This is a genomic window from Nocardioides alkalitolerans DSM 16699 (assembly GCF_000426525.1).
GTDB classification, from domain to species: domain Bacteria; phylum Actinomycetota; class Actinomycetes; order Propionibacteriales; family Nocardioidaceae; genus Nocardioides; species Nocardioides alkalitolerans.
Genome location: NZ_AUFN01000010.1, coordinates 1,041,930 through 1,064,827, shown reverse-complemented (window position 1 = coordinate 1,064,827; position 22,898 = coordinate 1,041,930). Strand labels below are relative to the sequence as shown.

22 protein-coding genes are annotated in these 22,898 nt (G+C 74.0%); 14 read left to right on the top strand and 8 right to left on the bottom strand.

The window, feature by feature from the left end:
* The first annotated feature begins 53 nt into the window (after nucleotides 1–53).
* From K329_RS0105790 to pruA, 3 genes are read left to right on the top strand one after another with little or no spacing between them, the layout of a single operon-like run.
* Nucleotides 54–1,541, top strand: a complete 1,488-nt coding sequence (locus K329_RS0105790) for a wax ester/triacylglycerol synthase family O-acyltransferase (protein WP_028472309.1) — start codon at nucleotides 54–56, stop codon at nucleotides 1,539–1,541.
* Nucleotides 1,538–2,002, top strand: coding sequence for a DUF6912 family protein (locus K329_RS0105785; RefSeq protein ID WP_211225727.1), 465 nt, complete (start codon nucleotides 1,538–1,540; stop codon nucleotides 2,000–2,002). Before K329_RS0105790 ends, K329_RS0105785 begins: the two co-directional genes overlap by 4 nt.
* Nucleotides 2,003–2,048: 46 nt before the next feature.
* Entirely contained in the window at nucleotides 2,049–3,674 is a 1,626-nt protein-coding gene (gene pruA, locus K329_RS0105780) for an L-glutamate gamma-semialdehyde dehydrogenase (RefSeq protein ID WP_028472307.1), read from the top strand.
* 171 nt (nucleotides 3,675–3,845) lie between these two features.
* On the opposite strand, the gene K329_RS29370 is transcribed toward pruA, so the two are convergent.
* A complete protein-coding gene (locus K329_RS29370; protein ID WP_052336394.1) occupies nucleotides 3,846–4,316 on the bottom strand; it encodes a DUF2505 domain-containing protein in 471 nt (156 codons plus the stop codon).
* Between the two features lie 174 nt (nucleotides 4,317–4,490).
* Between K329_RS29370 and K329_RS0105770 the strand changes: the two genes are divergently transcribed.
* A complete protein-coding gene (locus K329_RS0105770; protein WP_028472306.1) occupies nucleotides 4,491–9,632 on the top strand; it encodes an NAD-glutamate dehydrogenase in 5,142 nt (1,713 codons plus the stop codon).
* 29 nt (nucleotides 9,633–9,661) lie between these two features.
* On the opposite strand, the gene K329_RS0105765 is transcribed toward K329_RS0105770, so the two are convergent.
* The 3 genes from K329_RS0105765 to K329_RS0105755 form a co-directional block, all read right to left on the bottom strand.
* Nucleotides 9,662–10,462, bottom strand: coding sequence for an enoyl-CoA hydratase-related protein (locus K329_RS0105765; RefSeq protein WP_028472305.1), 801 nt, complete (start codon nucleotides 10,460–10,462; stop codon nucleotides 9,662–9,664).
* On the bottom strand, nucleotides 10,455–11,030 hold the full coding sequence (locus K329_RS0105760) for an isochorismatase family protein (protein WP_028472304.1): 576 nt from the start codon (nucleotides 11,028–11,030) through the stop codon (nucleotides 10,455–10,457). The genes K329_RS0105765 and K329_RS0105760 overlap by 8 nt, the downstream gene beginning before the upstream one ends.
* A 72-nt stretch (nucleotides 11,031–11,102) precedes the next feature.
* The gene (locus K329_RS0105755) at nucleotides 11,103–12,413 is read right to left on the bottom strand and encodes a nicotinate phosphoribosyltransferase (protein WP_028472303.1); all 1,311 of its coding nucleotides are present in this window, start codon (nucleotides 12,411–12,413) and stop codon (nucleotides 11,103–11,105) included.
* 137 nt (nucleotides 12,414–12,550) lie between these two features.
* Here K329_RS0105755 and K329_RS0105750 point away from each other — a divergent pair, with 137 nt between their 5' ends.
* Entirely contained in the window at nucleotides 12,551–12,988 is a 438-nt protein-coding gene (locus K329_RS0105750; protein WP_028472302.1) for a VOC family protein, read from the top strand.
* Here the strand turns inward: K329_RS0105750 and K329_RS24880 are convergent.
* Nucleotides 12,925–13,716, bottom strand: coding sequence for an AraC family transcriptional regulator (locus K329_RS24880; RefSeq protein WP_052336392.1), 792 nt, complete (start codon nucleotides 13,714–13,716; stop codon nucleotides 12,925–12,927). The two genes, K329_RS0105750 and K329_RS24880, sit on opposite strands and share 64 nt — an antisense overlap.
* An 80-nt stretch (nucleotides 13,717–13,796) precedes the next feature.
* Between K329_RS24880 and clpS the strand changes: the two genes are divergently transcribed.
* From clpS to K329_RS0105720, 5 genes are all read left to right on the top strand, one after another.
* The gene (gene clpS / locus K329_RS0105740) at nucleotides 13,797–14,093 is read left to right on the top strand and encodes an ATP-dependent Clp protease adapter ClpS (RefSeq protein WP_028472301.1); all 297 of its coding nucleotides are present in this window, start codon (nucleotides 13,797–13,799) and stop codon (nucleotides 14,091–14,093) included.
* The gene (locus K329_RS0105735; protein ID WP_028472300.1) at nucleotides 14,090–14,674 is read left to right on the top strand and encodes a DUF2017 domain-containing protein; all 585 of its coding nucleotides are present in this window, start codon (nucleotides 14,090–14,092) and stop codon (nucleotides 14,672–14,674) included. Before clpS ends, K329_RS0105735 begins: the two co-directional genes overlap by 4 nt.
* Before the next feature lie 79 nt (nucleotides 14,675–14,753).
* Entirely contained in the window at nucleotides 14,754–15,377 is a 624-nt protein-coding gene (locus K329_RS0105730) for a hypothetical protein (RefSeq protein ID WP_157571580.1), read from the top strand.
* A 75-nt stretch (nucleotides 15,378–15,452) separates the two neighbouring features.
* The gene (locus tag K329_RS0105725) at nucleotides 15,453–15,941 is read left to right on the top strand and encodes an NUDIX hydrolase (RefSeq protein WP_028472298.1); all 489 of its coding nucleotides are present in this window, start codon (nucleotides 15,453–15,455) and stop codon (nucleotides 15,939–15,941) included.
* Nucleotides 15,942–15,960: 19 nt separating this feature from the next.
* On the top strand, nucleotides 15,961–16,998 hold the full coding sequence (locus K329_RS0105720) for a zinc-binding dehydrogenase (RefSeq protein ID WP_028472297.1): 1,038 nt from the start codon (nucleotides 15,961–15,963) through the stop codon (nucleotides 16,996–16,998).
* Between the two features lie 16 nt (nucleotides 16,999–17,014).
* On the opposite strand, the gene K329_RS0105715 is transcribed toward K329_RS0105720, so the two are convergent.
* The 3 genes from K329_RS0105715 to K329_RS31210 are packed head-to-tail and all read right to left on the bottom strand — an operon-like array spanning nucleotide 17,015 to nucleotide 20,091.
* Nucleotides 17,015–18,664 carry a ferredoxin--NADP reductase gene (locus K329_RS0105715; protein WP_052336391.1) on the bottom strand — a complete coding sequence of 550 codons (1,650 nt, stop codon included), beginning with the start codon at nucleotides 18,662–18,664 and terminating at the stop codon, nucleotides 17,015–17,017.
* A complete protein-coding gene (locus K329_RS0105710) occupies nucleotides 18,661–19,578 on the bottom strand; it encodes an FAD:protein FMN transferase (protein ID WP_245596442.1) in 918 nt (305 codons plus the stop codon). The genes K329_RS0105715 and K329_RS0105710 overlap by 4 nt, the downstream gene beginning before the upstream one ends.
* A 3-nt stretch (nucleotides 19,579–19,581) precedes the next feature.
* Nucleotides 19,582–20,091: an FMN-binding protein gene (locus K329_RS31210; protein WP_043642055.1), complete on the bottom strand. Its 510-nt coding sequence runs from the start codon at nucleotides 20,089–20,091 to the stop codon at nucleotides 19,582–19,584.
* Nucleotides 20,092–20,323: 232 nt separating this feature from the next.
* Here K329_RS31210 and K329_RS0105700 point away from each other — a divergent pair, with 232 nt between their 5' ends.
* The 4 genes from K329_RS0105700 to K329_RS0105685 all read left to right on the top strand — a co-directional run bounded on the left by K329_RS0105700 (nucleotide 20,324) and on the right by K329_RS0105685 (nucleotide 22,880).
* Entirely contained in the window at nucleotides 20,324–20,767 is a 444-nt protein-coding gene (locus K329_RS0105700) for a M67 family metallopeptidase (RefSeq protein ID WP_028472294.1), read from the top strand.
* Complete coding sequence (locus tag K329_RS0105695; protein WP_028472293.1) at nucleotides 20,767–21,054, top strand: MoaD/ThiS family protein; 288 nt, start codon at nucleotides 20,767–20,769, stop codon at nucleotides 21,052–21,054. Before K329_RS0105700 ends, K329_RS0105695 begins: the two co-directional genes overlap by 1 nt.
* A 191-nt stretch (nucleotides 21,055–21,245) precedes the next feature.
* Nucleotides 21,246–21,815: an NYN domain-containing protein gene (locus tag K329_RS0105690; protein ID WP_043642483.1), complete on the top strand. Its 570-nt coding sequence runs from the start codon at nucleotides 21,246–21,248 to the stop codon at nucleotides 21,813–21,815.
* 117 nt (nucleotides 21,816–21,932) lie between these two features.
* The gene (locus K329_RS0105685) at nucleotides 21,933–22,880 is read left to right on the top strand and encodes a PLP-dependent cysteine synthase family protein (protein ID WP_028472291.1); all 948 of its coding nucleotides are present in this window, start codon (nucleotides 21,933–21,935) and stop codon (nucleotides 22,878–22,880) included.
* Nucleotides 22,881–22,898 lie beyond the last annotated feature (18 nt).

The following is a 22,898-nucleotide window of genomic DNA, read 5'->3' as shown; positions in this document are numbered from 1 at the left end:
TCCGTTGAGAAGATTACGGACCGCACGCGAACGACCTCGGAGAGGGGCACGGGATGGCCGAGCGCCTGCGCACGCGCGACATGGCGATCCTCGCGACCGACTCCGCGACGACGCCGCTGCACAACGCCACGCTGGAGGTCTTCGACCCCGGTGCGTCGGGCTTCAGCCACGAGCGTCTGGTCGAGCTGATCGACGACCGGATCACCTTCGTGCCGCGCTACCGCCAGCGCATCCTGGCGGTGCCCGGCCGGCTCGCGAACCCCGTCTGGGTCGACGACCCCCGCTTCGACCTCGGCTTCCACGTGCGTCGCTCCGCGATCCCGCGCCCGGGCACCATGGAGCAGCTGCTCGAGCTGGTGGCCCGCATCGTGTCGCGCCCCCTCGACCGCGGCCGCCCGCTGTGGGAGGTCTACTTCATCGAGGGCCTCGAGAACGGCCGCGTGGCCGTGCTGTCGAAGTCCCACCAGATCCTTGTCGACGGGGTCGAGACGGTCGACCTCGGCCAGGTGCTGCTCGACGTCGGCTCCACTCCGAAGACGATGGAGCACGACGGCTGGCGGCCCGCACGCCGCCCCGCCGGGGCCGGGCTCGTCGTCGACGCCGTGCGCGACACGATCAGCTCGCCCGAGACGCTGCTGGCGACCGGTCGCGGGCTCGGCCAGTCGCTGGCGCGCAGCACGGCCGAGACCCGTCGCCGCCTCACGCACCTCGCCGGCCCGCTGGCGCCGCTGGCCGGCCCCCTCGCGGTCCGCTCGCCCGTCGCGGAGTCGGCGATCACGCCGGCGTCGCTCTCCCAGCAGCGCCGGGTGGTCGGGGTGCGCACCGACCTCGCCGACTACCGCCGCGTGCGGGAGGTGCACGGCGGCACGATCAACGACGTCATCCTGGCCACCGTCGCCGGCGCGCTGCGGGGCTGGCTCATGTCGCGCGACGAGCGCATCGGCGCCCAGCGCAAGCTGCGCGCGCTGGTGCCGATGTCGGTGATCGACGACGAGCTCGAGGCCACCTCGCTGGGCACCCAGATCGCCGGCCACCTCGTCGACCTGCCCATCGGGGAGCCGAGCGCCGTCGTCCGCCTGCACCAGGTGTCCTACTCCTTCAAGGCCCACGGCGAGACCGGCCGCGCGGTCGCCGCCAACCGGCTCGCGGGCATCGCCGGCTTCGCCCCGACGACGTTCCACGCCCTCGGTTCGCGCGTCGCGTTCGCGGAGGCGAGCCGCGGCAAGCGGTTCCACCTCAGCGTGACCAACGTGCCCGGCCCCCAGTTCCCGCTCTTCGCCGCCGGTGCGCAGATGGTCGAGACCTACCCGGTGCACCCGCTGCTGCCGGCCCACGCGCTGGCGATCGGGGTGACGTCGTACGACGGGAAGGTCTCCTACGGCCTGACGGGCGACCGCGACCAGCTGCCCGACCTCGACGTGCTCGGCCAGTGCCTGCGGGAGTCGCTCGACGAGCTCGTCGACAGCGCCAGCGAGGCCCGCCCGCGGGCCCGCCGGGGTCGCCGCCGACCCGACACGTCGCGGACGGAGGCGGGCTCGTGACCGTGCGCGTCTTCGTGCCCGTGACCTCCTCGGGCCTCGCCCGCCTGGTCGCCGACGGCCGGTTGTCGGGGCCGCTGCGCGCCCACGCGGTCACCGACGCGATCCGCTCCGCGTGGCCCGACGGCTCCGAGGAGGAGTGGGAGTACGCCGCCCAGGCGGCTGCCGGGGTCGACTCGCTCGCGCTGCGGGCCGAGGGCGACCGGCCGCGCCGCCTGGTGGTCGCCGCCGACGTGCCCGACGTCGCGCCGGTGGCCGACGACGCGGAGCCGACCCTGGTCGAGGTGAGCGCCGACGTGCCGTGGAAGCGGGTGGCCTCGGCCCACGTCGACGTCGTCGACCTGCCCGCGGCGGCGGTCGCGGCGTACCTCTCGGGCGACGAGCTGCCCGACGAGGTCGACGGTGTGGAGATCGACCACGACCTCGCCTGGTTCGCGACCCAGGAGATCCACACGATCGTGTGAGGGCGCGGGTTTGAGGTGCTCGGGTCCGCCTGACACGATCGAGCGCATGGACGCGATCAGCACGCCGCCCGCACCGGTCAACGAGCCGAACCTCACCTACGCGCCCGGGTCGCCCGAGCGCGCGGGGCTGCTCGCCGAGATCGAGACCCTCGAGAGCAGTGCGCGCGACCTGCCGGCGTACGTCGGGGGCTGGGTGCGCGGCAGCGGCGCCGAGGCCCACGTCGTGCAGCCGCACGACCACGCGCACGTGCTCGGCACCTACCGCAACTCCACCCGCAGCGACGCCGAGAAGGCCGTCGCCGCCGCGCAGGAGGCGGCGCCGGGCTGGCGTGCGCTGAGCTACGACGACCGCGCCGCGGTGATCCTGCGGGCCGCCGAGCTGCTCGCCGGGCCCTGGCGCCAGCGGCTCAACGCCGCGACCGTGCTCGGCCAGTCGAAGACGGCCTACCAGGCGGAGATCGACGCGGCCTGCGAGCTCATCGACTTCTGGCGCTTCAACGTGCACTACGGTCGCGAGATCCTCGCGGAGCAGCCGATCGCCAACAGCCGCGGCATCTGGAACCGCACCGACCACCGCCCGCTCGAGGGCTTCGTCTACGCGATCACGCCCTTCAACTTCACCGCCATCGCGGGCAACCTGCCGACGGCGCCGGCGCTGATGGGCAACACGGTCGTCTGGAAGCCGTCGCCCACCCAGCAGCTCGCCGCCTCGCTGACGATGGAGCTGCTCACCGAGGCGGGCCTGCCGCCGGGCGTCATCTCGATGCTCCCGGGCGACGGGCTCGAGGTCTCCGACGTGCTGCTCGGCCACCGCGACCTCGCGGGCATCCACTTCACCGGCTCCACGCCGACGTTCCAGCACCTGTGGAGGACGGTCGGCGAGAACATCGGCGGCTACCGCTCCTACCCGCGCCTCGTCGGCGAGACCGGCGGCAAGGACTTCATCGTCGCGCACCCCTCGGCCGACCCGGACGCCGTGCGCGTCGCGATGGTCCGCGGCGCCTTCGAGTACCAGGGCCAGAAGTGCTCCGCGGCCTCGCGGGCGTACGTCGCGCGCTCGGTGTGGGAGCAGGTCCGCGAGCAGCTGGTGGCCGACGTCGACGGGCTCGCCATGGGCGACCCGACGGACCTCTCGAACTTCATGGGGGCCGTGATCGACGAGCGCTCGTTCGCGAAGCAGCGCGCCGCGATCGAGCGGGCCCGGGCGACGCCGCACCTCGACGTCGTCGCGGGCGGCGAGACCGACGACTCCGTCGGCTGGTTCGTGCGCCCGACGGTCGTGGTCTCCACCGACCCGACCGACGAGATGTTCAGCACCGAGTACTTCGGCCCCGTGCTCGTCGTGCACGTCTACGAGGACGGCGACTTCGAGGGCGTGGTGCGCCAGCTCGAGGGCATCGCGCCGTACGCGCTCACCGGCGCCGTGCTCGCCCGCGACCAGCGCGCCATCGCCTGGGCGACCGAGGAGCTCCGCTTCGCCGCGGGCAACTTCTACGTCAACGACAAGCCCACCGGCGCGGTCGTGGGCCAGCAGCCCTTCGGCGGCGCGCGCGGGTCGGGCACGAACGACAAGGCGGGCGCGGCCTCCAACCTGCTGCGCTGGACCAGCCCGCGGTCGATCAAGGAGACCTTCGTGCCCCCGACCGACCACCGCTACCCGCACATGGACTGAGGCCCGGGGGGCCGGCCCGTCGTCGGGCCGGCCCTGGCCACGCTCCGCAGGGGGGGTGCTCACGCCGTACGGCGTGGAGGTCCTGACGCGCCTGGTGCGTCAGGACCCGCACGACCTCGGCGGCGCGGGTCAGCGGGCGCCCTCGTCAGCGGCGCCCCTGGGAAGCGGCGTTCAGGCCTTCGCGAGCCAGGCGACGCCGGCGCGGTTCTCGGCCTTGAGGGCCTTCAGGAGCATGTCAGCCACGAGGCCCTCGATCTTGCCGCCGACGAGCGGGATCGACACCTTGATCTCGAGGTCGACGGTCTCGACGGTGCGGGCGTCGGAGCCGCGCAGCTTCGCCGTCCCGACCATCTCCCCGGGCTTGCCGGGGATCGTGACGTGGATGTCGGCGTCGGTGGCCGACCACGTCTCCTTCTGCACGACGGTGATCTCGTCGCCGACGAACTTCTTCGCGAACGACGGGATGCCCTTGGCCGGCTGCACGGTCTCGAAGGTGACGTCGCCGCCCGTGATGCTGACGTCGGAGCGCAGGGCGCGCTGCTCGACGGCGACGCTCCTGCGGAACTCCTCGTCGAGCAGCATGGCCCGCACCGCCTCGATCGGGGCGTCGTAGGTGAGGTCGTGGGTCAGGCGCTTGGCCATCGTCGTTCTCCGTCCAGGATCGGCGTCTGAGCACCCGGCGCGGGCTCGGATCGTCAGCCATCATGGCGCACCGCCCCAGGCGCCGGCGGGAGGCCCGGGGGCGCGTGCGGGGCGAGCGCGGGGGCGCGCCGACGGCGCCGCCCACGCGCCGCGCGGATGCCCTATGGTCGAGTCGTGGCGACGACGCTGGACGGCAGGAAACTCGACAGCAGCAAGGCCGACCTGGTGGCGGACGCCGCCGCCCTCGCGAGGGGGAAGGGGTCGGGTGGTCCTGGGCCGGAAGCGGCCGAGGCGCTCCTGACGGCCTACTACCGCCACGGTGCCCCGGAGGACCTGCTCGACCGGTCGCCGGTCGACCTCTACGGCGCGCTCGCCTCCCACCACCGGCTCGGGCTGCGCCGGGCACCGGGCACCGCCCTCGTGCGGGTCTTCACCCCGACCGTGGCCGACGACGGCTGGACCGCCAACGGCCACTCGGTCGTGGAGGTCGTCACCGACGACATGTCGTTCCTCGTCGACTCGGTGACGATGGAGCTGCAGCGGCAGGGCCGCGACGTGCACGTCGTGCTCCACCCGCAGCTGGCCGTGCGCCGTGACGCCGAGGGCGACCTCACCGCCGTACGCCCGGTCGAGGAGGGCGCGGTCGTCGAGGAGGGCGCCGCCACCGACGGCGGCCACGTCAGCCGCGAGTCCTGGATGCACGTCGAGATCGGCCGCCTGGCCCCGGACGAGGAGGCCGACGACCCCGCCGTGGTCGAGGTCGCCGTGCGCTCCGTGCTCGCCGACAACCGCGCCGCCGTCGAGGACTTCGTCCCGATGCAGGAGGCCATCGGCCGCATCGTCGAGGCCCTGGCCGAGCGGCCCGACGAGGTCGCGCCCGGGATCGACCCGGCCGAGCGCCAGCAGGGCCACGACCTGCTCGCCTGGCTCGCCGACGACCACTTCACCTTCCTCGGCTACCGCGAGTACGAGCTGCGCGCCGCCGGCAGCGACGAGCCCGTCGTCGGGAGCAACGACCCCGACGGGACCGACGTCGCCGAGGCGACCGTGCTCGAGGCCGTCCCGGGCTCGGGGCTGGGCATCCTGCGGGGGGCGGAGCGCCGTACCGACGACGGGCGCGCCGACGTGGGCCGCGGCGACGGACGGGCCACGGCCGCCGACGACGCGCCCGACGGGGGCGCCCGCCGCCTGCCGGCCGCCGTCAGCGCCCACGCGCGCGACCAGGTGCTGCTCGTGCTGGCGAAGGCCAACTCCCGCGCCACCGTGCACCGTCCGGCCTACCTGGACTACGTGGGCGTGAAGACCTTCGCGCCCGACGGCACCGTGACCGGTGAGAAGCGCTTCCTCGGCCTGTTCAGCTCGGCGGCCTACACCGAGTCGCTGACCCGCATCCCGCTGCTGCGCGAGAAGGCCGGTGCGGTGCTCGACCGCCTCGGTTTCGACCCCCGCAGCCACGCCGGCAAGGCGCTGCTCGACACGCTCGAGAACTACCCGCGCGACGAGCTGTTCCAGACGCCCGTCGAGCAGCTGGCGCCCATCGCCGAGGCCGTCATGTACACCCGCGAGCGTCGTCGCCAGCTGCGGATCTTCGTGCGCCGCGACACCTACGGCCGCTACCTCTCGGTGCTCGCCTACCTGCCCCACGACCGCTACAGCACGGCCGTGCGCGAGCGGTTCGCCGACGTGCTGCGCACCCGCCTCGACTCCGACTCGATCGAGTTCGCGGTGCGCCTGAGCGACTCCGCGATGGTGCGCGTCCACTTCGTCGTGCGCCCGCGCGGCGGGGGCCTCGTGGCCGAGACCGACGACGCGTTCGCGGCCGACCTGGAGCACCGCTTCGCCGACGTCGCCCGCTCGTGGCGCGACGACCTGCACGGGGCGCTGCTCGCCGAGTACGGCGAGGTCGACGGCGCCCGCCTGGGCCGTCGCTACCTCGGAGCCTTCCCGGAGGCCTACAAGGAGGACTTCGACGCCCGCACCGCGGCCAGCGACATCGGTCGCCTCGAGGCGGTACGACGGGCGGCCGGCGAGAACGGCGGCTTCGACGTCACGCTCGGTCAGCCCGTGGGCACGCCCGACGGCGAGGCCATGCTCAAGGTCTTCTGGATCGGCGAGCCGCTGTCGCTGTCGGCGGTGCTGCCGATGGTGTCGTCGATGGGTGTCGAGGTGCTCGACGAGCGTCCGTACGAGCTCGAGGGCACCGAGCAGCGCACGTTCGTCTACGAGTTCGCGCTGCGCTACGACGGCGCCCTCCAGTCGGAGGCCCGCGACCTCTTCGGCGACGCCCTGCGCGCGGTCTGGGACGGTCGCAGCGAGGTCGACCGGTTCAACGGGCTGGTGCTCGGCGCCGGCCTGACGTGGCGCCAGGTGATGGTGCTCCGCGCGTACGGCCGCTACATGCGCCAGGGCTCCTCGCCCTTCTCGACGTCGAGCATGGCCGACGCGCTGGCCGGCAACGTCGACATCACCCGGCTGCTCGTGCGGCTCTTCGAGACCCGCTTCGACCCGGACCTGCCCGCCGGCGGGCCCGGCGGCACCGGCTCGGACGCCGACCGTGACGACACCCGCCGCTCGATGCAGGAGAAGATCGAGGGCAAGATCCGCGAGGCGCTCGACCAGGTCGTCAGCCTCGACCACGACCGCATCCTGCGGGCCTACCTCACCCACGTGCGGGCGACCCTGCGCACCAGCTACTACCAGCGGCCTGACACGGGCGGGGTGCGCTCGCACCTGGCGCTCAAGCTGGAGCCGTCCGCGATCCCGGACCTCCCGGCCCCCCGGCCGAAGTTCGAGATCTTCGTCTACTCGCCGCGGGTCGAGGGCGTGCACCTGCGCTTCGGCTCGGTGGCGCGCGGCGGCCTGCGCTGGTCGGACCGGCGCGACGACTTCCGCACCGAGGTGCTCGGCCTCGTCAAGGCCCAGATGGTGAAGAACACGGTCATCGTGCCGGTGGGCGCGAAGGGCGGCTTCTACGCCAAGCAGCTGCCCGACCCGGGTGACCGCGAGGCCTGGATGGCCGAGGGGATCGCGGCGTACCGCACCTTCATCTCGGGCCTGCTCGACCTCACCGACAACCTCGTCGACGGCGCGGTCGTGCCGCCGGAGCGCGTCGTGCGCCACGACGGCGACGACACCTACCTCGTGGTCGCCGCCGACAAGGGCACGGCCACGTTCTCCGACATCGCCAACGCGCTGTCGAAGGACTACGACTTCTGGCTCGGTGACGCCTTCGCGTCGGGCGGCTCGGTCGGCTACGACCACAAGGCCATGGGCATCACGGCCCGCGGCGCGTGGGTCTCCGTGCAGCGCCACTTCCGCGAGATCGGCCTCGACACGCAGACCGAGGACCTCACGGTCGTCGGCGTGGGCGACATGTCGGGCGACGTGTTCGGCAACGGGATGCTCTGCTCCGAGCACATCCGGCTGGTCGCCGCGTTCGACCACCGCGACATCTTCCTCGACCCCGAGCCCGACGCGGCCGCGTCGTACGCGGAGAGGAAGCGGCTCTTCGAGCTGCCGCGGTCGTCGTGGAAGGACTACGACGCGTCGCTGATCTCGGCCGGCGGGGGCGTCTACCCGCGCTCGGCCAAGTCGATCCCGATCTCCGCCGAGGTACGGCGCGCGCTCGGCCTCGGCCCCGACGTCACCGCCCTGCCCCCGGGCGACCTCATGCGGGCGATCCTGCTCGCGCCGGTCGACCTGCTGTGGAACGGCGGCATCGGCACCTACGTCAAGGCGTCGACCGAGACCCACGCCGACGCGGGCGACAAGGGCAACGACGCCATCCGCGTCGACGGCGGCGAGCTGCGCGTGCGCGTGGTCGGCGAGGGCGGCAACCTCGGCCTCACGCAGCTGGGGCGCATCGAGTACGCCCGGTACGGCGGACCGCGCGACGACGCCGGCGCCGGCATCGGGGGCCGGCTCAACACCGACTTCATCGACAACTCGGCCGGGGTCGACACCTCCGACCGCGAGGTCAACATCAAGATCCTGCTCGACCGCGTGGTGCTGGCCGGCGACCTCACCGGCAAGCAGCGCAACGACCTGCTCGCCTCGATGACCGACGAGGTCGGCGAGCTGGTGCTGCGCGACAACTACGAGCAGAACATCGCGCTCGCCAACGCGGCCGCCGTGGCGCCCGCGCTGCTGCACGTGCACGAGGACTGGATGCAGCACCTCGAGCGCGAGGGCCACATCGACCGCCGGCTCGAGGGCCTGCCGTCGTCGGCCGAGGTGCGACGCCGCCTCGAGGCGGGGGAGTCGCTCACGCTGCCCGAGCTGTCGGTGCTGCTGAGCTGGACGAAGATCGTGCTGGCCGACGAGCTGCTCGCCTCCGACCTGCCCGACGACCCGTACCTGCGCGGCGACCTCTACCGCTACTTCCCGACGCCGATGCGCCACCGCTTCCGCGAGCAGATGGACGCCCACCCGCTGCGCCGCGAGATCGTCGTGACGCAGGTGGTCAACGACCTCGTGAACACGGCCGGCATGACGTTCTGGCACCGGCTCGGCGAGGAGACGGGGGCGAGCGCGGCCGAGCTGGCCCGCGCGAACTTCGTCGCCGGCGAGATCTTCGGGGCGGCCGCCGTGCGCCAGCAGCTGGCGGAGCACGACAACCGCATGGACGCGGCGCTCCAGACCCAGGTGCGCCTCGAGATGCGCACGCTCGTCGAGCGGGCGTCGCGCTGGCTCGTGCTCAACCGTCGTCCTCCGATCGACGCCGAGGGGGTCGTGGACTTCTTCGGGGTCCGGATCCAGCAGGTCATGGCCGGCGACCCCGGGCTGCCGGGGCTGCTGAGCGGTCGGGAGCTCGACGCGTACGTCGCCCGCCGCGACGCGCTGACGGCCGACGGGGCCCCGGAGGCCCTCGCGGTGGGGGTGGCGGCGCTGCCGCCGGCGTACGCCCTGCTCGGCGTGATCGAGACGGCGACCCGCATCGACGTCGACCCCGAGACCGTGGCGCGCGTGCACTTCGCGCTGGGGGAGCGGCTGGGGCTCTCGACGCTCCTGGCCCGCATCCTCGTGCTGCCGCGGGCGGACCGCTGGCAGACCATGGCGCGGGCCGCGCTCCGCGACGACCTCCACGCGGTGCACGCCCGGCTCACGGCCCAGGCGCTGGCGTCCTCCGACGCCGACGACTCGGCCCCCGCCCGCGTGGCGGCCTGGGAGGAGAAGGACGCCCGGGCGGTCGACCAGGCGGCCACGGTGCTCGAGCAGGTCTGCGCCGAGGAGCCCGACCTGGCCCGGCTCTCCGTGGGGATGCGCGTCGTGCGCGGACTCGTCGCGAGCGAGCCCGGGGGCGCGTCGGCCGGCTGACCGGTCGACGCCGGGTCACCGACGCCGGGTCACTCCCCGCGGAACACCGGGCGTCGCTTCTCGACGAAGGCGGTCATGCCCTCGCGGGTGTCGGCCGTGCGGAAGAGCGCGACCTGGCCGAGGTTCTCGCGGTCGAGCGCCGCGTCGAGCTGGTGGAGCGTGGCGGCGTTGACGGCGCGCTTCGTCGCCGTCTGGGCGAGCGGTGCCCCGGCCAGCAGCCGGGCGGTGACCTCGTCGACGTACGGCGCGAAGCCGCCGGCGGGCGCGAGGTGGCTGACGAGCCCGGCGTCGTACGCCTCGGTGGCCGTGAGCGGCTCGGCGAGCAGGGTCATCCGCATCGCGCGGGCCCGGCCGATCGCGGCGGCGACGGTGGTCGTCGTCCCGCCGTCGGGCATCAGCCCGATGCGCCCGAAGGTGAGCGCGAACGACGCCTCGGCGGCGGCGACCTGGAGGTCGGCGGCGAGCGCGAGGGAGCAGCCGACGCCGGCCGCGACGCCGTTGACCGCCGCGAGCACGGGCTTGTCGAGCCGGACGACGGCGTGGACCAGCCGGTTCGCGCGGGTGACGGCGTCGTCGTCGAACGAGGCCAGCGGGTCGTCGCCGACGAGAGCGGCGCCCGAGCTGAACGCCTTGCCGCGTCCGGTGAGCAGCACGACGCGCACGTCGGACCGGCCGTAGCAGCGCTCGAGGGTGACGGCGCACGCCTCGGTGATGGCGGCGTCCAGCGCGTTGTAGGTCTCGGGCCGGTCGAAGGTGATGCGCAGGAGCCCGGCGTCGAGGGTGATCTCGACACCGGGCGCCTGGGCGGCGAACGCGGGGACCTCAGACAACGGACGCGCCGGCCTCGCGCATCGCGCCGAGGGCGGCCTCGGTGCTGTCGGGGGCGACGCCGGCCACGAGGTCGCCCAGCACGCGCACGGTGAAGTCGGCGGCGACGGCGTCGAGCACCGTGGCGCGCACGCAGTGGTCGGTGGCGATGCCGACGACGTCGACGTCGGTGACCCCGCGCTCGCGCAGCCAGTCGGTGAGCGTCACGCCGCCCTCGGCCGCGCCCTCGAACCCGGAGTAGGCCGCCTCGTACTCGCCCTTGAGGAAGACGGCCTCCACGGCGCTGGTGTCGAGGTCGGGGTGGAACTCCTCGCCCGGGGTGCCGACCTCGCAGTGCACCGGCCAGGAGTCGACGTAGTCGGGCTGGTCGGACCAGTGGGCGCCCGGGTCGATGTGGTGGTCCTTCGTCGCGACGACGTGGGCGTAGCCGTGGTCGCCCGCGAGGAGCGCGCTCACGTCGGCGGCGACCTTCGCGCCGCCGGTGACGGCCAGCGAGCCGCCCTCGCAGAAGTCGTTCTGCACGTCGACGACGATGAGGGCCCGGGTCGGGGTCGTGGCTGCGGAGGTCATGGTGTCCACCTTAGGTTCGGGTGCGGGTCGGTCGTGCGGTCGTGGCGCGGGGCGTGCGCGGCGGGCGTGCGCTCAGTCGTCGTACACGGTCGGGATGACCGCGTCGCCCCGCGTCAGCGACTGCGCGGCGACCGGGAGCTCGGCCCGGGCCGCGGTGTGGCGGGCGCGGGCCTCGTCGAGGGTCTCCCGGCCGACGACCTCGCCCTTGGCCACCAGCTGCACGTGCAGCGGGCGGTCGGTCGTGCCGGGCTCGGGGGTGGGGAAGTGGTCGATGCCGATCACCTCGGCGGTGGCCACCCCGCGGGCGTCGAGCCGGCGGTAGGCGAACTTGCGGCCACCGACCGACGTCTTGTTGGTGCTCTTCTTCGCCACCGGCACCATCGCGCCGTCGTCGCCCTCGCGGGCCACGAGCTTGTAGACGAACGCGCTCGTGGGGTGGCCGCTGCCGGTCACGAGGCGGGTGCCGACGCCGTAGCCGTCGACCGGCGCGGCGGCCAGCGAGGCGATCGCGTACTCGTCGAGGTCGCTGGTGACGACGATCCGGGTGCCGGTGGCGCCGAGCCCGTCGAGCTGGCGCCGGACGTCGTGCGCGAGCACGCCCAGGTCGCCGGAGTCGAGGCGCACGCCGCCCAGCTCGGGGCCGGCGATCTCGACGGCGAGCCGCACGGCCTCGGCGACGTCGTAGGTGTCGACGAGCAGCGTGGTGCCGGTGCCGAGGCTCCGCACCTGCGCGCGGAACGCGTCGGCCTCCGTGTCGTGCAGCAAGGTGAAGGCGTGGGCGCTCGTGCCGGTCGTCGGCACGCCGTACCGGGCGCGGGCGGCGAGGTTGCTCGAGGCGCTGAACCCGGCGACGTACGCCGCGCGGGCGGCGGCGACGGCGGCCTCCTCGTGGGTACGGCGCGAGCCCATGTCGATGCAGGGCCGGTCGCCGGCGGCGAGCGTCATCCGCGAGGCCGCCCCGGCGATCGCCGAGTCGTGGTTGTAGATGGAGAGCAGCAGCGTCTCCAGCAGCACGGCCTCCGCGAAGGTCGCCTCGACCACCATCAGCGGCGAGCCGGGGAAGTAGGCCTCGCCCTCGCCGTACCCCCAGATGTCGCCCGAGAAGCGGAAGTCGGCGAGCCAGTCGAGCGTGGGCCGGTCGACCACGCCGCCCTCGGCGAGCACCGCGAGCGTCGGCTCGTCGAACCGGAACCGCTCGATGGCCTCGAGCGCCCGGCCGACGCCGGCCACCACGCCGTACCGGCGGCCCTCGGGCAGCTTGCGGCCGAAGAGCTCGAACACCGACCGACGGTGCGCGGTGCCCGAGGCGAGGGCCGCCTGGAGCATCGTCAGCTCGTAGTGGTCGGTGAGGAGGGCGGTGGAGCCTCCAGCAGTAATAGTCATGCTGACAATATAGACAGGTCGGTGGGGCGGGGACAAGGGGTACGTCGGAACCGACCGCCGCAGCCGGTCCGCGGCCGGCTCGCACCGTGGCCGTTTCGTCCATGCGGCCGCGGCTCCGTGGGTCGTAGCGTCGGGGCATGACCACCGACGCCACCCGGCCCGTCCCGTCCGTCCCGCCCGGCCCGCCCGCCCGTGCCAACGCCCTCGGTCTCGTGGTCGCCGACCTCGAGGCCTCCGTCGCCTTCTACCGCCGCTGCGGCGTGGCGTTCCCGTCCGAGGTGGCCGGCCCGCACGTCGAGGCCGAGCTCGTGCCCGGGTTCCGGCTGATGCTCGACTCCGAGGACGTGGCCCGCTCGCTCGACCCCTCCTGGACGCGGGCCGTCGGCGGCGGGGTGTTCGCCCTCGCGTTCGAGTGCGAGGACGCGGCGGCGGTCGACACGCTCCACGCCGCGCTCGTGGCCGCCGGCAGCGCGAGCACCCTGGCGCCGTTCGACGCACCGTGGGGCCAGCGCTACGCCTCGGTGGCCGACCCCGACGGCAACGGCGTGGACCTGTACGCCGCGCTCCCCGCCTGACCCGACCCGACCGGCCGGAACTCCGTGGGCCGCCGACCGGTGAGCGCCCGCACGTCGCGGAAGAGGTGGGCGTAGTCGGCGTACCCCTCGTCGGCGGCCACCCGCGACGGGTCGTCGCCGCGGCGCAGGGCCGCGAGCGTGCGCTGCAGGCGCAGCACCCGCTGCAGCAGCTTCGGTCCGTAGCCGACGTGCTCCCGCGCCAGCCGCCGCAGGGTGCGCTCGCCGAGACCCAGGTCGTGGGCGGTGCGCCGGACGTCGTCGCCCGCCGCCATCCGGGCGGCCAGCGGTGCGGCCCAGGTCGGGGGCGGCCGTTCGTCGAGGCGCGCGGCCACCAGGTGCTCCAGGGTCCGGTCGGGGCGCGGGCTCGCGGCGAGGGCCGACGTCCAGACGGCGACGCGGTCCCCGGGCCAGAGCGCGGCGAGGTCGACCCGGGCGTCGCCGAGCAGGTCGGCCCTCTCGCCGAGCAGGCTCGGCGCGACCCCGGGCGCCAGGCGCAGGGCCGTCAGCCGCGCGCCGACGGGGGCGCCGCCGTACGTGACCGGCCCGGTGTCGGGGCCGGCGACGAGCAGTCCCTCACCGGTCCAGATGACGTCCATGCAGCCGTCCGGGAGGATCACCTGCGGGCCCGGTGCCGGGGTCGCAGTCCAGACGACGGCGGGCACGTGGGTGGACGGGCGCTCGGCGTACGGCGCCCGCGCGGCCGGTGCGGCCCGTGCGGCGGTGTCCATCGCCCCATTCGAGCACGGCCCGGCGCCGGGTGCGGGGGCGACGGTCGAGGGGCCCACCTCCGGTGTGTCACGATGAAGGGGTGTCTGCTGCCAGCCCGGTCGAGCTCGAGCCGACGCTCACTCCCGAGGGCGAGGCCAACCTGGCCAGCCCCTGGGTCACCATCGTCTGGAACGATCCGGTGAACCTGATGAGCTACGTCTCCTACGTCTTCCAGAAGTACTTCGGCTACTCCGAGAAGCATGCCGAGAAGCTCATGCTCGAGGTGCACAACGACGGCAGGAGCATCGTGTCGACGGGCAGCCGCGAGGAGATGGAGCGCGACGTCCAGGCGATGCACGAGCACGGGCTCTGGGCCACGATGGAGAAGGCCGAGTGAGCGGGTTCGCGCGGCACCGCCGCAGCCGCCGCGTCATCGCCACCTTCACCGGCTTCGAGGCCGACCTGCTGCGCTCGCTGGCGGGCCAGCTGGTCGAGCTGCTGCGCAACGAGGCGGCCGTCCCCGACGAGCACGCCGACCCGCTCGAGGCGTTGTTCGACTTCTCCGGCCCGACCACCGAGCCCGAGGACCCGGTGCTCGCCCGGCTCTTCCCGACGGCCTACGTCGAGGACGAGGAGGCGGCGGCCGAGTTCCGGCGGTACACCGAGGGCGGCCTGCGCGACGGCAAGTCGAAGGCGGCCTGCCGCATCATCGACGACCTCGAGGAGGCCGGCCTCCCGGACGAGCTGACCGAGGACGGCCTGATGATCGACGTCGAGCTCGTCGAGGCCGACGCCGAGACGTGGATGCGGTCGTTCACCGACATCCGCCTCGCCCTCGCCACCCGGCTCGGGGTCGAGGACGGCGACGAGGCCCGCTGGCAGTCGCTGCCCGACGACGACCCGCGCGCCCAGGCCCACGACATCTACGAGTGGGTCGGCTACCTGCAGGAGACCCTGGTCGCTGCGCTGACGCGCTGAGCAGGCGTACGACGGGAGCCGCCGCGCCCGGGCGGCCTCGCCGTGACACCCACGTCGGCGGCGTGCTCGAATGAGACGCATGGCAGCTCTCGGACGCCCCCTCGCCCGCCCCGCCCGGTCCTCCCGCGGTCGACGCGCCCTCGTGGCCACGGCCGTCGCCGGTCTGCTCGCCGTGACGACCGCCTGCAGCGGTGACGACGCGGCCGACCCCGAGGTGCCGGACGACACGTCCGAGACCACCGGTGGGGCGTCGCCCGACCCGACGGCGTCCGCCTCCGAGCCGCCGGCCACCGTGTCGCCGAGCGAGACGCCGCGACCGCCCGACGAGGTGCCCGACTCCGAGGTCACCGGGGTGCCGTTCCCGCTGCTGGAGGGCGAGGAGTGCGACGCCGAGGTGACCCTCAGCGGCGTGCGCGAGGCCGAGTGGTCGAGCGCCGGCACCGTCGCGCCGTCCACGGGCGACACCCAGCCGACCACCTACCAGAGCGCCGACGGGGCGTCCGTCGTCACGGTGTACGCCGCCGACGCCGGCTTCGACGCGGCCGTCGTCGTCCAGCTCGAGGGCGCCGCGTTCTCGTCGAGCCCCGGTGACCCCGGGCTGGACGTGGCCGCCGACGGCAGCGGCGCCGTCGTCGACGTCGAGGCGCTGGCCGCCGAGGACCCGGGCACGACGCTCCGCATCCAGGCCACCTTCACCTGCTGAGGCCGCGCCTGGTTGGCTGACCCGTGCGCCGACGGCCTTCCGCGCCGGCGCCTCCCCGAGCAGAGAGACACCGACGTGCCGATCCCCGACTTCATCGTCGCCCTCCGCCAGAAGGTCGGTAACGACGAGCTGTGGCTGCCCGCCACCACCGCCGTGGTCCGCCGGGCCGCCTCCGACGCCGAGGACGGCGTCGAGCTCCTGCTCGTGCGCCGGGCCGACAACGGCGCCTGGACGCCGGTGACCGGCATCGTCGACCCGGGCGAGGAGCCCGCCGTCGCCGCCCGCCGCGAGGCGCTGGAGGAGGCGGGGGTGACCATCACGGTGGACCGCCTCGCCCTCGTGCGCACGACGCCCCTGGTGAGCTACCCGAACGGCGATCGCACCCGCTACCTCGACCACACCTTCGCCTGCACCTGGGTGAGCGGCGAGGCCCACGTGGCCGACGACGAGTCCAGCGAGGTCGGCTGGTTCCGCCTCGACGACCTGCCCGAGCTCAGCGACGAGATGCGGGCCCGCATCGACGCCGCGCTCTCCGGCGAGGTCGCCGCGCGCTTCGACACCTGAGCTCGGCAGACTCCTCGCCATGCGTGCAGTGGTGATCGACGAGGTCCGCGGCCGACCCCGGGTGCTCGAGGTCGACGAGCCGGTGTGCCCGCCCGACGGGGTCGTCGTGCGGGTGGGGGCCACGGGGCTCTGCCGCAGCGACTGGCACGCCTGGGCGGGCCACGACGACATCGCGTTCCCCCACGTGCCGGGCCACGAGCTGGCCGGCGAGGTGGTCGCCGTCGGGCCCGAGGTCACCCGGTGGCGGGTCGGTGCCCGGGTCACCGTGCCGTTCGTCTGCGGGTGCGGGCGCTGCGAGTGGTGCCGCTCCGGGAACGCCCAGGTCTGCCCCGACCAGCAGCAGCCCGGCTTCACCCACTGGGGCTCCTTCGCGGAGCTCGTGGCGCTCCACGCCGCCGACACGAACCTGGTGGGCCTCCCCGACCAGGTCGACCTCGCCACCGCCGCCAGCCTCGGCTGCCGCTTCGCGACGGCCTACCGTGCGCTGGCTGCCCGCGCCCGGGTGCGCGAGGGGGAGTGGGTGACCGTGGTCGGCGCCGGCGGTGTCGGCCTCAGCGCCGTGATGATCGCCCGCGCGCTCGGGGCCCGCGTGATCGCGGTCGACCGGCACCCCGACGCGCTGGCGCTGGCCGCCGACCTCGGGGCCGAGCACGGCCTGCTCGCGAGCGACGGCGACGTGCCGGAGCGGGTCGCCGCGCTCACCGGTGGCGGCAGCCACGTCGCGGTCGACGCCGTGGGCAGCGAGAGCACCTGCCACGACGCGATCCTCAGCCTGCGCCGACGCGGCCGGCTCGCCCAGGTCGGCCTCCTGCCGCCGGTCGACGGCCATCCCCGGGTGCCGATGGCGCGGGTGATCGCCTGGGAGCTCGACGTGCTCGGCAGTCACGGCCAGTCGGCCGCCGACTACCCCGCGATGATGGCGCTCGTCGAGAGCGGCGCCCTGCAGCCGCAGCGCCTGCTCGAGCGCACGATCGGTCTCGAGGAGGCGGCCCGCGCGCTGCCGGGCTTCGACCGGGCGCCGGTCGCGGGCATCACCGTGGTCGACCCGACGCGCTGACGGCGCGGGGCCGGTCTCAGTACCCCGAGAAGTAGTCCGTGCGGACGCCCGCGCACCGGCCGCGCAGGCTGCGTCGTACGGCGTGCACCATCGCCGGCGGGCCGGAGACGTAGGCCCGGCGCGCGGCGAGGTCGGGCACGGCCTCGGCGAGCACGTCGGCGTCCGGACCCGGGGCCGCGACGTGGCGCCAGCCCGCGGGCAGGTCGGTCGGGGGCGTGGGCGAGACCAGCACGACCGGCACGCCGGTGGCGACGAGCTCGTCGCGGTAGGCGACCTGGGGCGGGGTGCCGCCGGGGCCGTCGGGCACGCCGTACACGAGGACCAGGTCCTGCGTCCGCTCCGGCGTCGGGTGGCGCAGCTGGCTGGCGAACGGGGTGATCCCGATGCCGCCGGCGACCAGCACGGCCGGCTCGTCGGCGGGCAGGAGGAAGTCGCCGCCGACGCTGGTCGCCGTCACGACGGTGCCGGGCTCCGCGTCGAGCAGGGCCCGCTTGAAGCTGGACGACCGCTCCGGCACGCGGAGCGCGATCGTCACGTGGGCGGCGTCGGGGGCCGAGCTGATGCTGAACACGCGTCGTACGCCGCGACGGTCCGCACCCGCGTGCGGCACGTGCAGCTCGACGTACTGGCCCGGCGTGAAGCGGACCGGCCGCAGCGGCTCGAAGGCGACCTCCCACGTGCCGGGCGCCAGCTCCCGGTGGCCGACGACCTGCAGGCGCACGCCCCGGCGCTGGCCGAGCGCGAACCCGACGAGGTTGGCCGCCACGAGCGCGAGCTCGGGGGTGGACTCGAAGATCCAGAGGTCGATGGTCGTGCCGGGAGGCAGCAGCAGCGACTGCAGCTGGGGCCACGCGAAGACCAGGGCGGCCAGCACCGCGACGGCGAGCTGCTGGCGGCGCCGCGGGGGCAGCGTGAGGGGCTCGCTCAGCATGAAGCCGGCGAGGAAGACGATGGGGTAGGACCAGAACGCGGTGGTGACGGCGTCGCCGAGCGTGGCGCCGCCGTTGACGAGACCGCCGACCACCACGGCGGCCGTGACCGCCACGAAGGTCGCGCCGACGGCGAGGCGGTGCGTGCGGCGGAGCACCACGAGGGCTCCGATCGCCACGAACAGCAGCGCGGGCTCGTTCGCGACCCACCAGGTCGTGTAGACCCGTGAGGCCGGGTCGACCTGCAGCAGCTCCTGCAGCAGCAGCATCAGCACGACGCCCGCCGCGGCCGGGTTGAGCACGTGGCGGCCGCGGAACGCGAGCACGTACTTCGACACGTTCGCCAGCACGGCGACACCGGCCAGCCACGCGAGCGTCGAGGCGTCGCTCGAGGGCCAGTAGAGGAACCACAGCAGCAGCGCCGTGATGACGGACGACTCGAGGTGCGGCCGGATCCGCCACACCAGGCCGAGCAGCACGTTCGAGAGCACCGACGCCGCGACCACCACGACGAGCGTGAGCGCCATCGCCTCGGTCGTGAAGACCGACTGGATGAGCGAGTTCGTCCACGTCAGCCCAAACGAGACCACCACGAGCGCGACCAGCACGATCGTGACGAGGCGGTACATGGTGACGCGGCCGAGGAGGTCGTCGACCAGCGAGAGCGGGCCGCCCCGGGGCTTCGGGGGGTGCGCGGGCCGCGGGGACGGGGTCGTCTGCGGGGTGTCCTGGGTCATCGGAACAGCTCTCCGGGGAAGTCGGGCGAGGCACGGAGCGCGCCGAGCGCGTCGTACGTGACCCACGTGAAGTCGAGCTCGCGCCGCAGGGTCTCGGGCGGGGCGAGGAAGAGGGCGGTGGCGACGGCGTCGGCCGTGCGGGCGTCGTCGGCGACGACCCACGTGGCGAGCACGTCGGTCGTCGGTGCTCCGGTGCGGGCGTCGAGCACGTGGTGCACGCCGTCGGCCCACGTGCGGCGGTTGGTGGCCGAGGCGCACAGCGCGCGGCGGCCGGGCGCGCCGTCGAGGGAGGCGACGCCGACGGCGTACCCGGGCCGGCGCGGGTGCTCGAGAGCGACCCGCAGCGGCGGTGCGCCCTGCCCCGGGCGGTGGACGAGGTCACCGCTCGCGTCGACGGTGACGCCCGCGCCCGCCACGTGCTGCTCGAGCACCTCGGCGACCAGGTCGACGAGGTAGCCCTTGCCGGCCGCGCCGACGTCGAGCACGAACGGCTCGCCCGTCACGAGGTACGGCGGCTCCCACCGCACGGCGCCCCAGTCGGGGGCCGGCACGTGGCCGGGCGCCGGGCGCAGGGAGTAGGCCGCGTCGTACCCCAGGTGCTCGAGGCTGCCGCCGACGGCCGGGCTCATGGCGCCGGCCGTCAGGCGGTGGAGCGCGTCGTAGACCTCGACGAGGGGCCCGGCGTCGTCGGGGAGCCGGTGGCGCCCCGCGCCCGCCCGGACCGCGTCGACGACCGATCCGGACCGGAACCGCGACCAGTCACGGTCGAAGGCCTCGATCCGGTCGGCGACGGCCCGGCGTGCGGCCGGCCCCACCGGGCGGTCGACGTCGACCGTCCAGGAGGTGCCGATCGCCTCGAACGACCACGACGACACGTCGTCGTCGGTCGTCGGGGCCGGGCCGGGGGTCGCCACGGGTCAGGCCTGCGCCTCGGCGAGGATCTCGTCGATCGCAGCGTTGAAGCCGCCGCTGGTGAGCGACGAGCCCGCGACCTTCGAGACCGACAGGCCGTCGATCTTCTGGCCGACGACCTCGTCGGCGATGCCGTCGGCGAACTCGTTCTGGAACTGCACCGAGTTGCCGCTCTCGGCCTGCGGAGTGACCTCGACGGCCTCGATGGTGCCCTCGGCGTCGATCGTCACGTCGACGGAGACGGACTGCGTGCCGCCCGGGGTGTCGTAGCTGCCCTCGGCTTCGTACTCACCGGCGGTGTAGGTGCCGCCGGTCTCGGCGCCGGCGCCGGTGTCGTCGGTGCCCTCGTCGGTGCTGCTCGAGCCGGTGTCGGTGGACTCGGTCGAGCTGGAGGTGTCGTCGGCGCTGCTCGTGTCGTCGGCCTGCTGACCGATGCCGCAGCCCGTCGTGAGGGCGAGGGTGGAGGTGGCCACCACGGCGAGGAGCCAGCGGCGGGCGGGGGAGAAGGAGGACATGGGTGGGGCTCCTGGTCCGAGAGGGGGATGGGCGAGGGATGCTCGTCGCTTGTAAGTGCAACTGTCGACGATCAAACCCGACGGGCGGGTGCGACACCAGGGGTAAGGCGGACCTAACAGGGAGTTCACAGGAAGAGGGTGGTCTCCCCACAGACCGGGCGACGGACCGGGCGCGGGGGTCCGGATGGTGGCGGCGGTGCGGGCCGCGCCGCGTGCGCCGTACGCTGGACGGGTGCTGACGATCGACCGCGCGACCCACGACGCCATCGTCGCCCACGCCCGCCGCGACCACCCCGACGAGGCGTGCGGCATCGTCGCCGGCCCCGAGGGCTCGGACCGGCCGGAGCGACTGGTCGAGATGGTGAACGCCGCCGGCAGCCCCACGTTCTACGAGTTCGACTCCACCGAGCTGCTCCAGCTCTACAAGGAGATGTGGGACCGCGACGAGGAACCCGTCGTCGTCTACCACTCCCATACCGCGACCGAGGCCTACCCGAGCCGGACCGACATCGGTCTCGCCAGCGAGCCCGGCGCCCACTACGTCCTGGTCTCCACGCGCGAGACCGGGAATAACGACGGCCCTGTGGAGTTCAGGTCGTATCGAATCGTCGACGGCGAAGTGACCGAGGAACCGGTCGAGATCGTCGAGCAGCTACCAGCAAGGAGTGCAGTCTGATGGCCATCGAGGTCCGGATCCCCACGATCCTCCGCACGTACACGGGCGGCGAGAAGGCCGTCCCCGCGAACGGCGACACGCTCGCGAAGCTCATCGACGACCTGGAGGCGAACCACCCGGGCATCCGGGAGCGCCTCGTCGACGGCGAGGGCGGCGACGCCGACCTGCGCCGCTTCGTGAACGTCTACATCAACGACGAGGACGTCCGCTTCATCGGCGGCCTCGAGGCCACCCTCGCCGACGGCGACCAGGTCGTCGTGCTGCCCGCCGTCGCGGGTGGCTGCTGACGCTGTCGAGCGTCTGGCTGCCGGTTTCACCGGCTAGCCGGTGACACCAGCACCTGGCGCGCGAACCTTCGTGCGCCAGGTGCCGGGTTCGTCACCTAGCCGGTGAAACCGGCACACCCCCGGGCACCCCGCCGCCCCCCGAGCCCCCGGAACGCCGGGCACGGCCCGCTGACCTGCGTAGAGTGCCGCTCATGACCGAGCTGGCCGTGCCGCAGCGGCGCACCTTCGTCCTCGTGGACGGCGAGAACATCGACGCCACCCTCGGCAACTCGTTGCTGGGCCGTCGGCCGACCTCGGAGGAGCGGCCGCGCTGGGAGCGCGTCACGACGTACGCGCAGCAGCTGTGGGACCAGCCGGTCACCGGCCTGTTCTTCCTCAACGCGAGCCACGGCTCTCTGCCGAGCGCGTTCGTGCAGGCGCTGCTCGCCCTCGACTACCGTCCCGTCCCGCTGTCGGGGCGCAGCGACCAGAAGGTCGTCGACGTCGGCATCCAGCGCACCCTCGACGCGCTCGTGGGCCGCGACGACGACGTGCTGCTCGTCAGCCACGACGGCGACTTCGTCGACAACATCCGGCCCCTCATGGGCGAGGGGCGCAAGGTCGGCCTGCTGGCGCTGCGGGAGTACGCGAGCTCCGGGTTCACCGCCATCGGCCTCCCGATCCACGACCTGGAGGAGGACGTCCAGGCGTTCAACGTGCCCCTCCCGCGCGTCCGGATCATCCCGCTCGACGACTTCGACCCCGAGTTCTTCCTGCGCTGAGACAGGTCGACCGCCGGGCCCACGCGGGCCCGGCGGCCCGGCCACGCCCGGTCGGCGGCCTGCCCACGCCCGGGCGGTGGCGTGGGTGCCCCAGGCGCCGGGTGGGAGGATGGCGCCATGCGCTACGACGACCTGGTCGCCTCCGTCGGTCACACGCCGCTCGTGGGCCTGCCGCGGCTCTCGCCGAGCCCCGACGTACGCGTCTGGGCGAAGCTCGAGGACCGCAACCCCACCGGCTCCATCAAGGACCGTCCCGCCATGCGGATGATCGAGCAGGCCGAGAAGGACGGGCTGCTGCGGCCCGGCTGTACGATCCTCGAGCCGACCTCGGGCAACACCGGCATCTCGCTGGCGATGGCGGCCAAGCTGAAGGGCTACCGGCTCGTCTGCGTGATGCCGGAGAACACCTCCGAGGAGCGCCGCCAGCTGCTGCGCATGTGGGGCGTCGAGATCTACTCGTCCCCGGCCGCCGGCGGCTCCAACGAGGCCGTCCGGGTCGCGAAGGGCATGGCCGAGGAGCACCCCGACTGGGTGATGCTCTACCAGTACGGCAACGCCGCCAACGCGCTCTCCCACGAGGAGGGCACCGGCCCGGAGATCCTCGAGGACCTGCCCGAGATCACCCACTTCGTCGCCGGCCTCGGCACCACCGGGACGCTCATGGGCGTCTCGCGGTTCTTCCGGAAGGCGAAGCCCGACGTGCGCATCGTGGCGGCCGAGCCGCGCTACGGTGAGCTCGTCTACGGCCTGCGCAACCTCGACGAGGGCTTCGTGCCCGAGCTGTACGACGCCGACCTCATCGACGCCCGCTTCTCGGTGGGGCCGCGCGACGCCGTACGGCGGGTGCGCGAGCTGCTCGAGCTCGAGGGCATCTTCGCGGGCATCTCCACCGGCGCGATCCTGCACGCCGCACTGGGCCAGGCGGCCAAGGCGGTGAAGGCCGGTGAGAGGGCTGACATCGCCTTCGTCGTGTGCGACGGTGGATGGAAGTACCTCTCGACCGGCGCCTACGAGGGCACCGTGGACGAGGCGGAGGACCGGCTGGAGGGCCAGTTGTGGGCGTGAACCGAGCATCGACCGGAG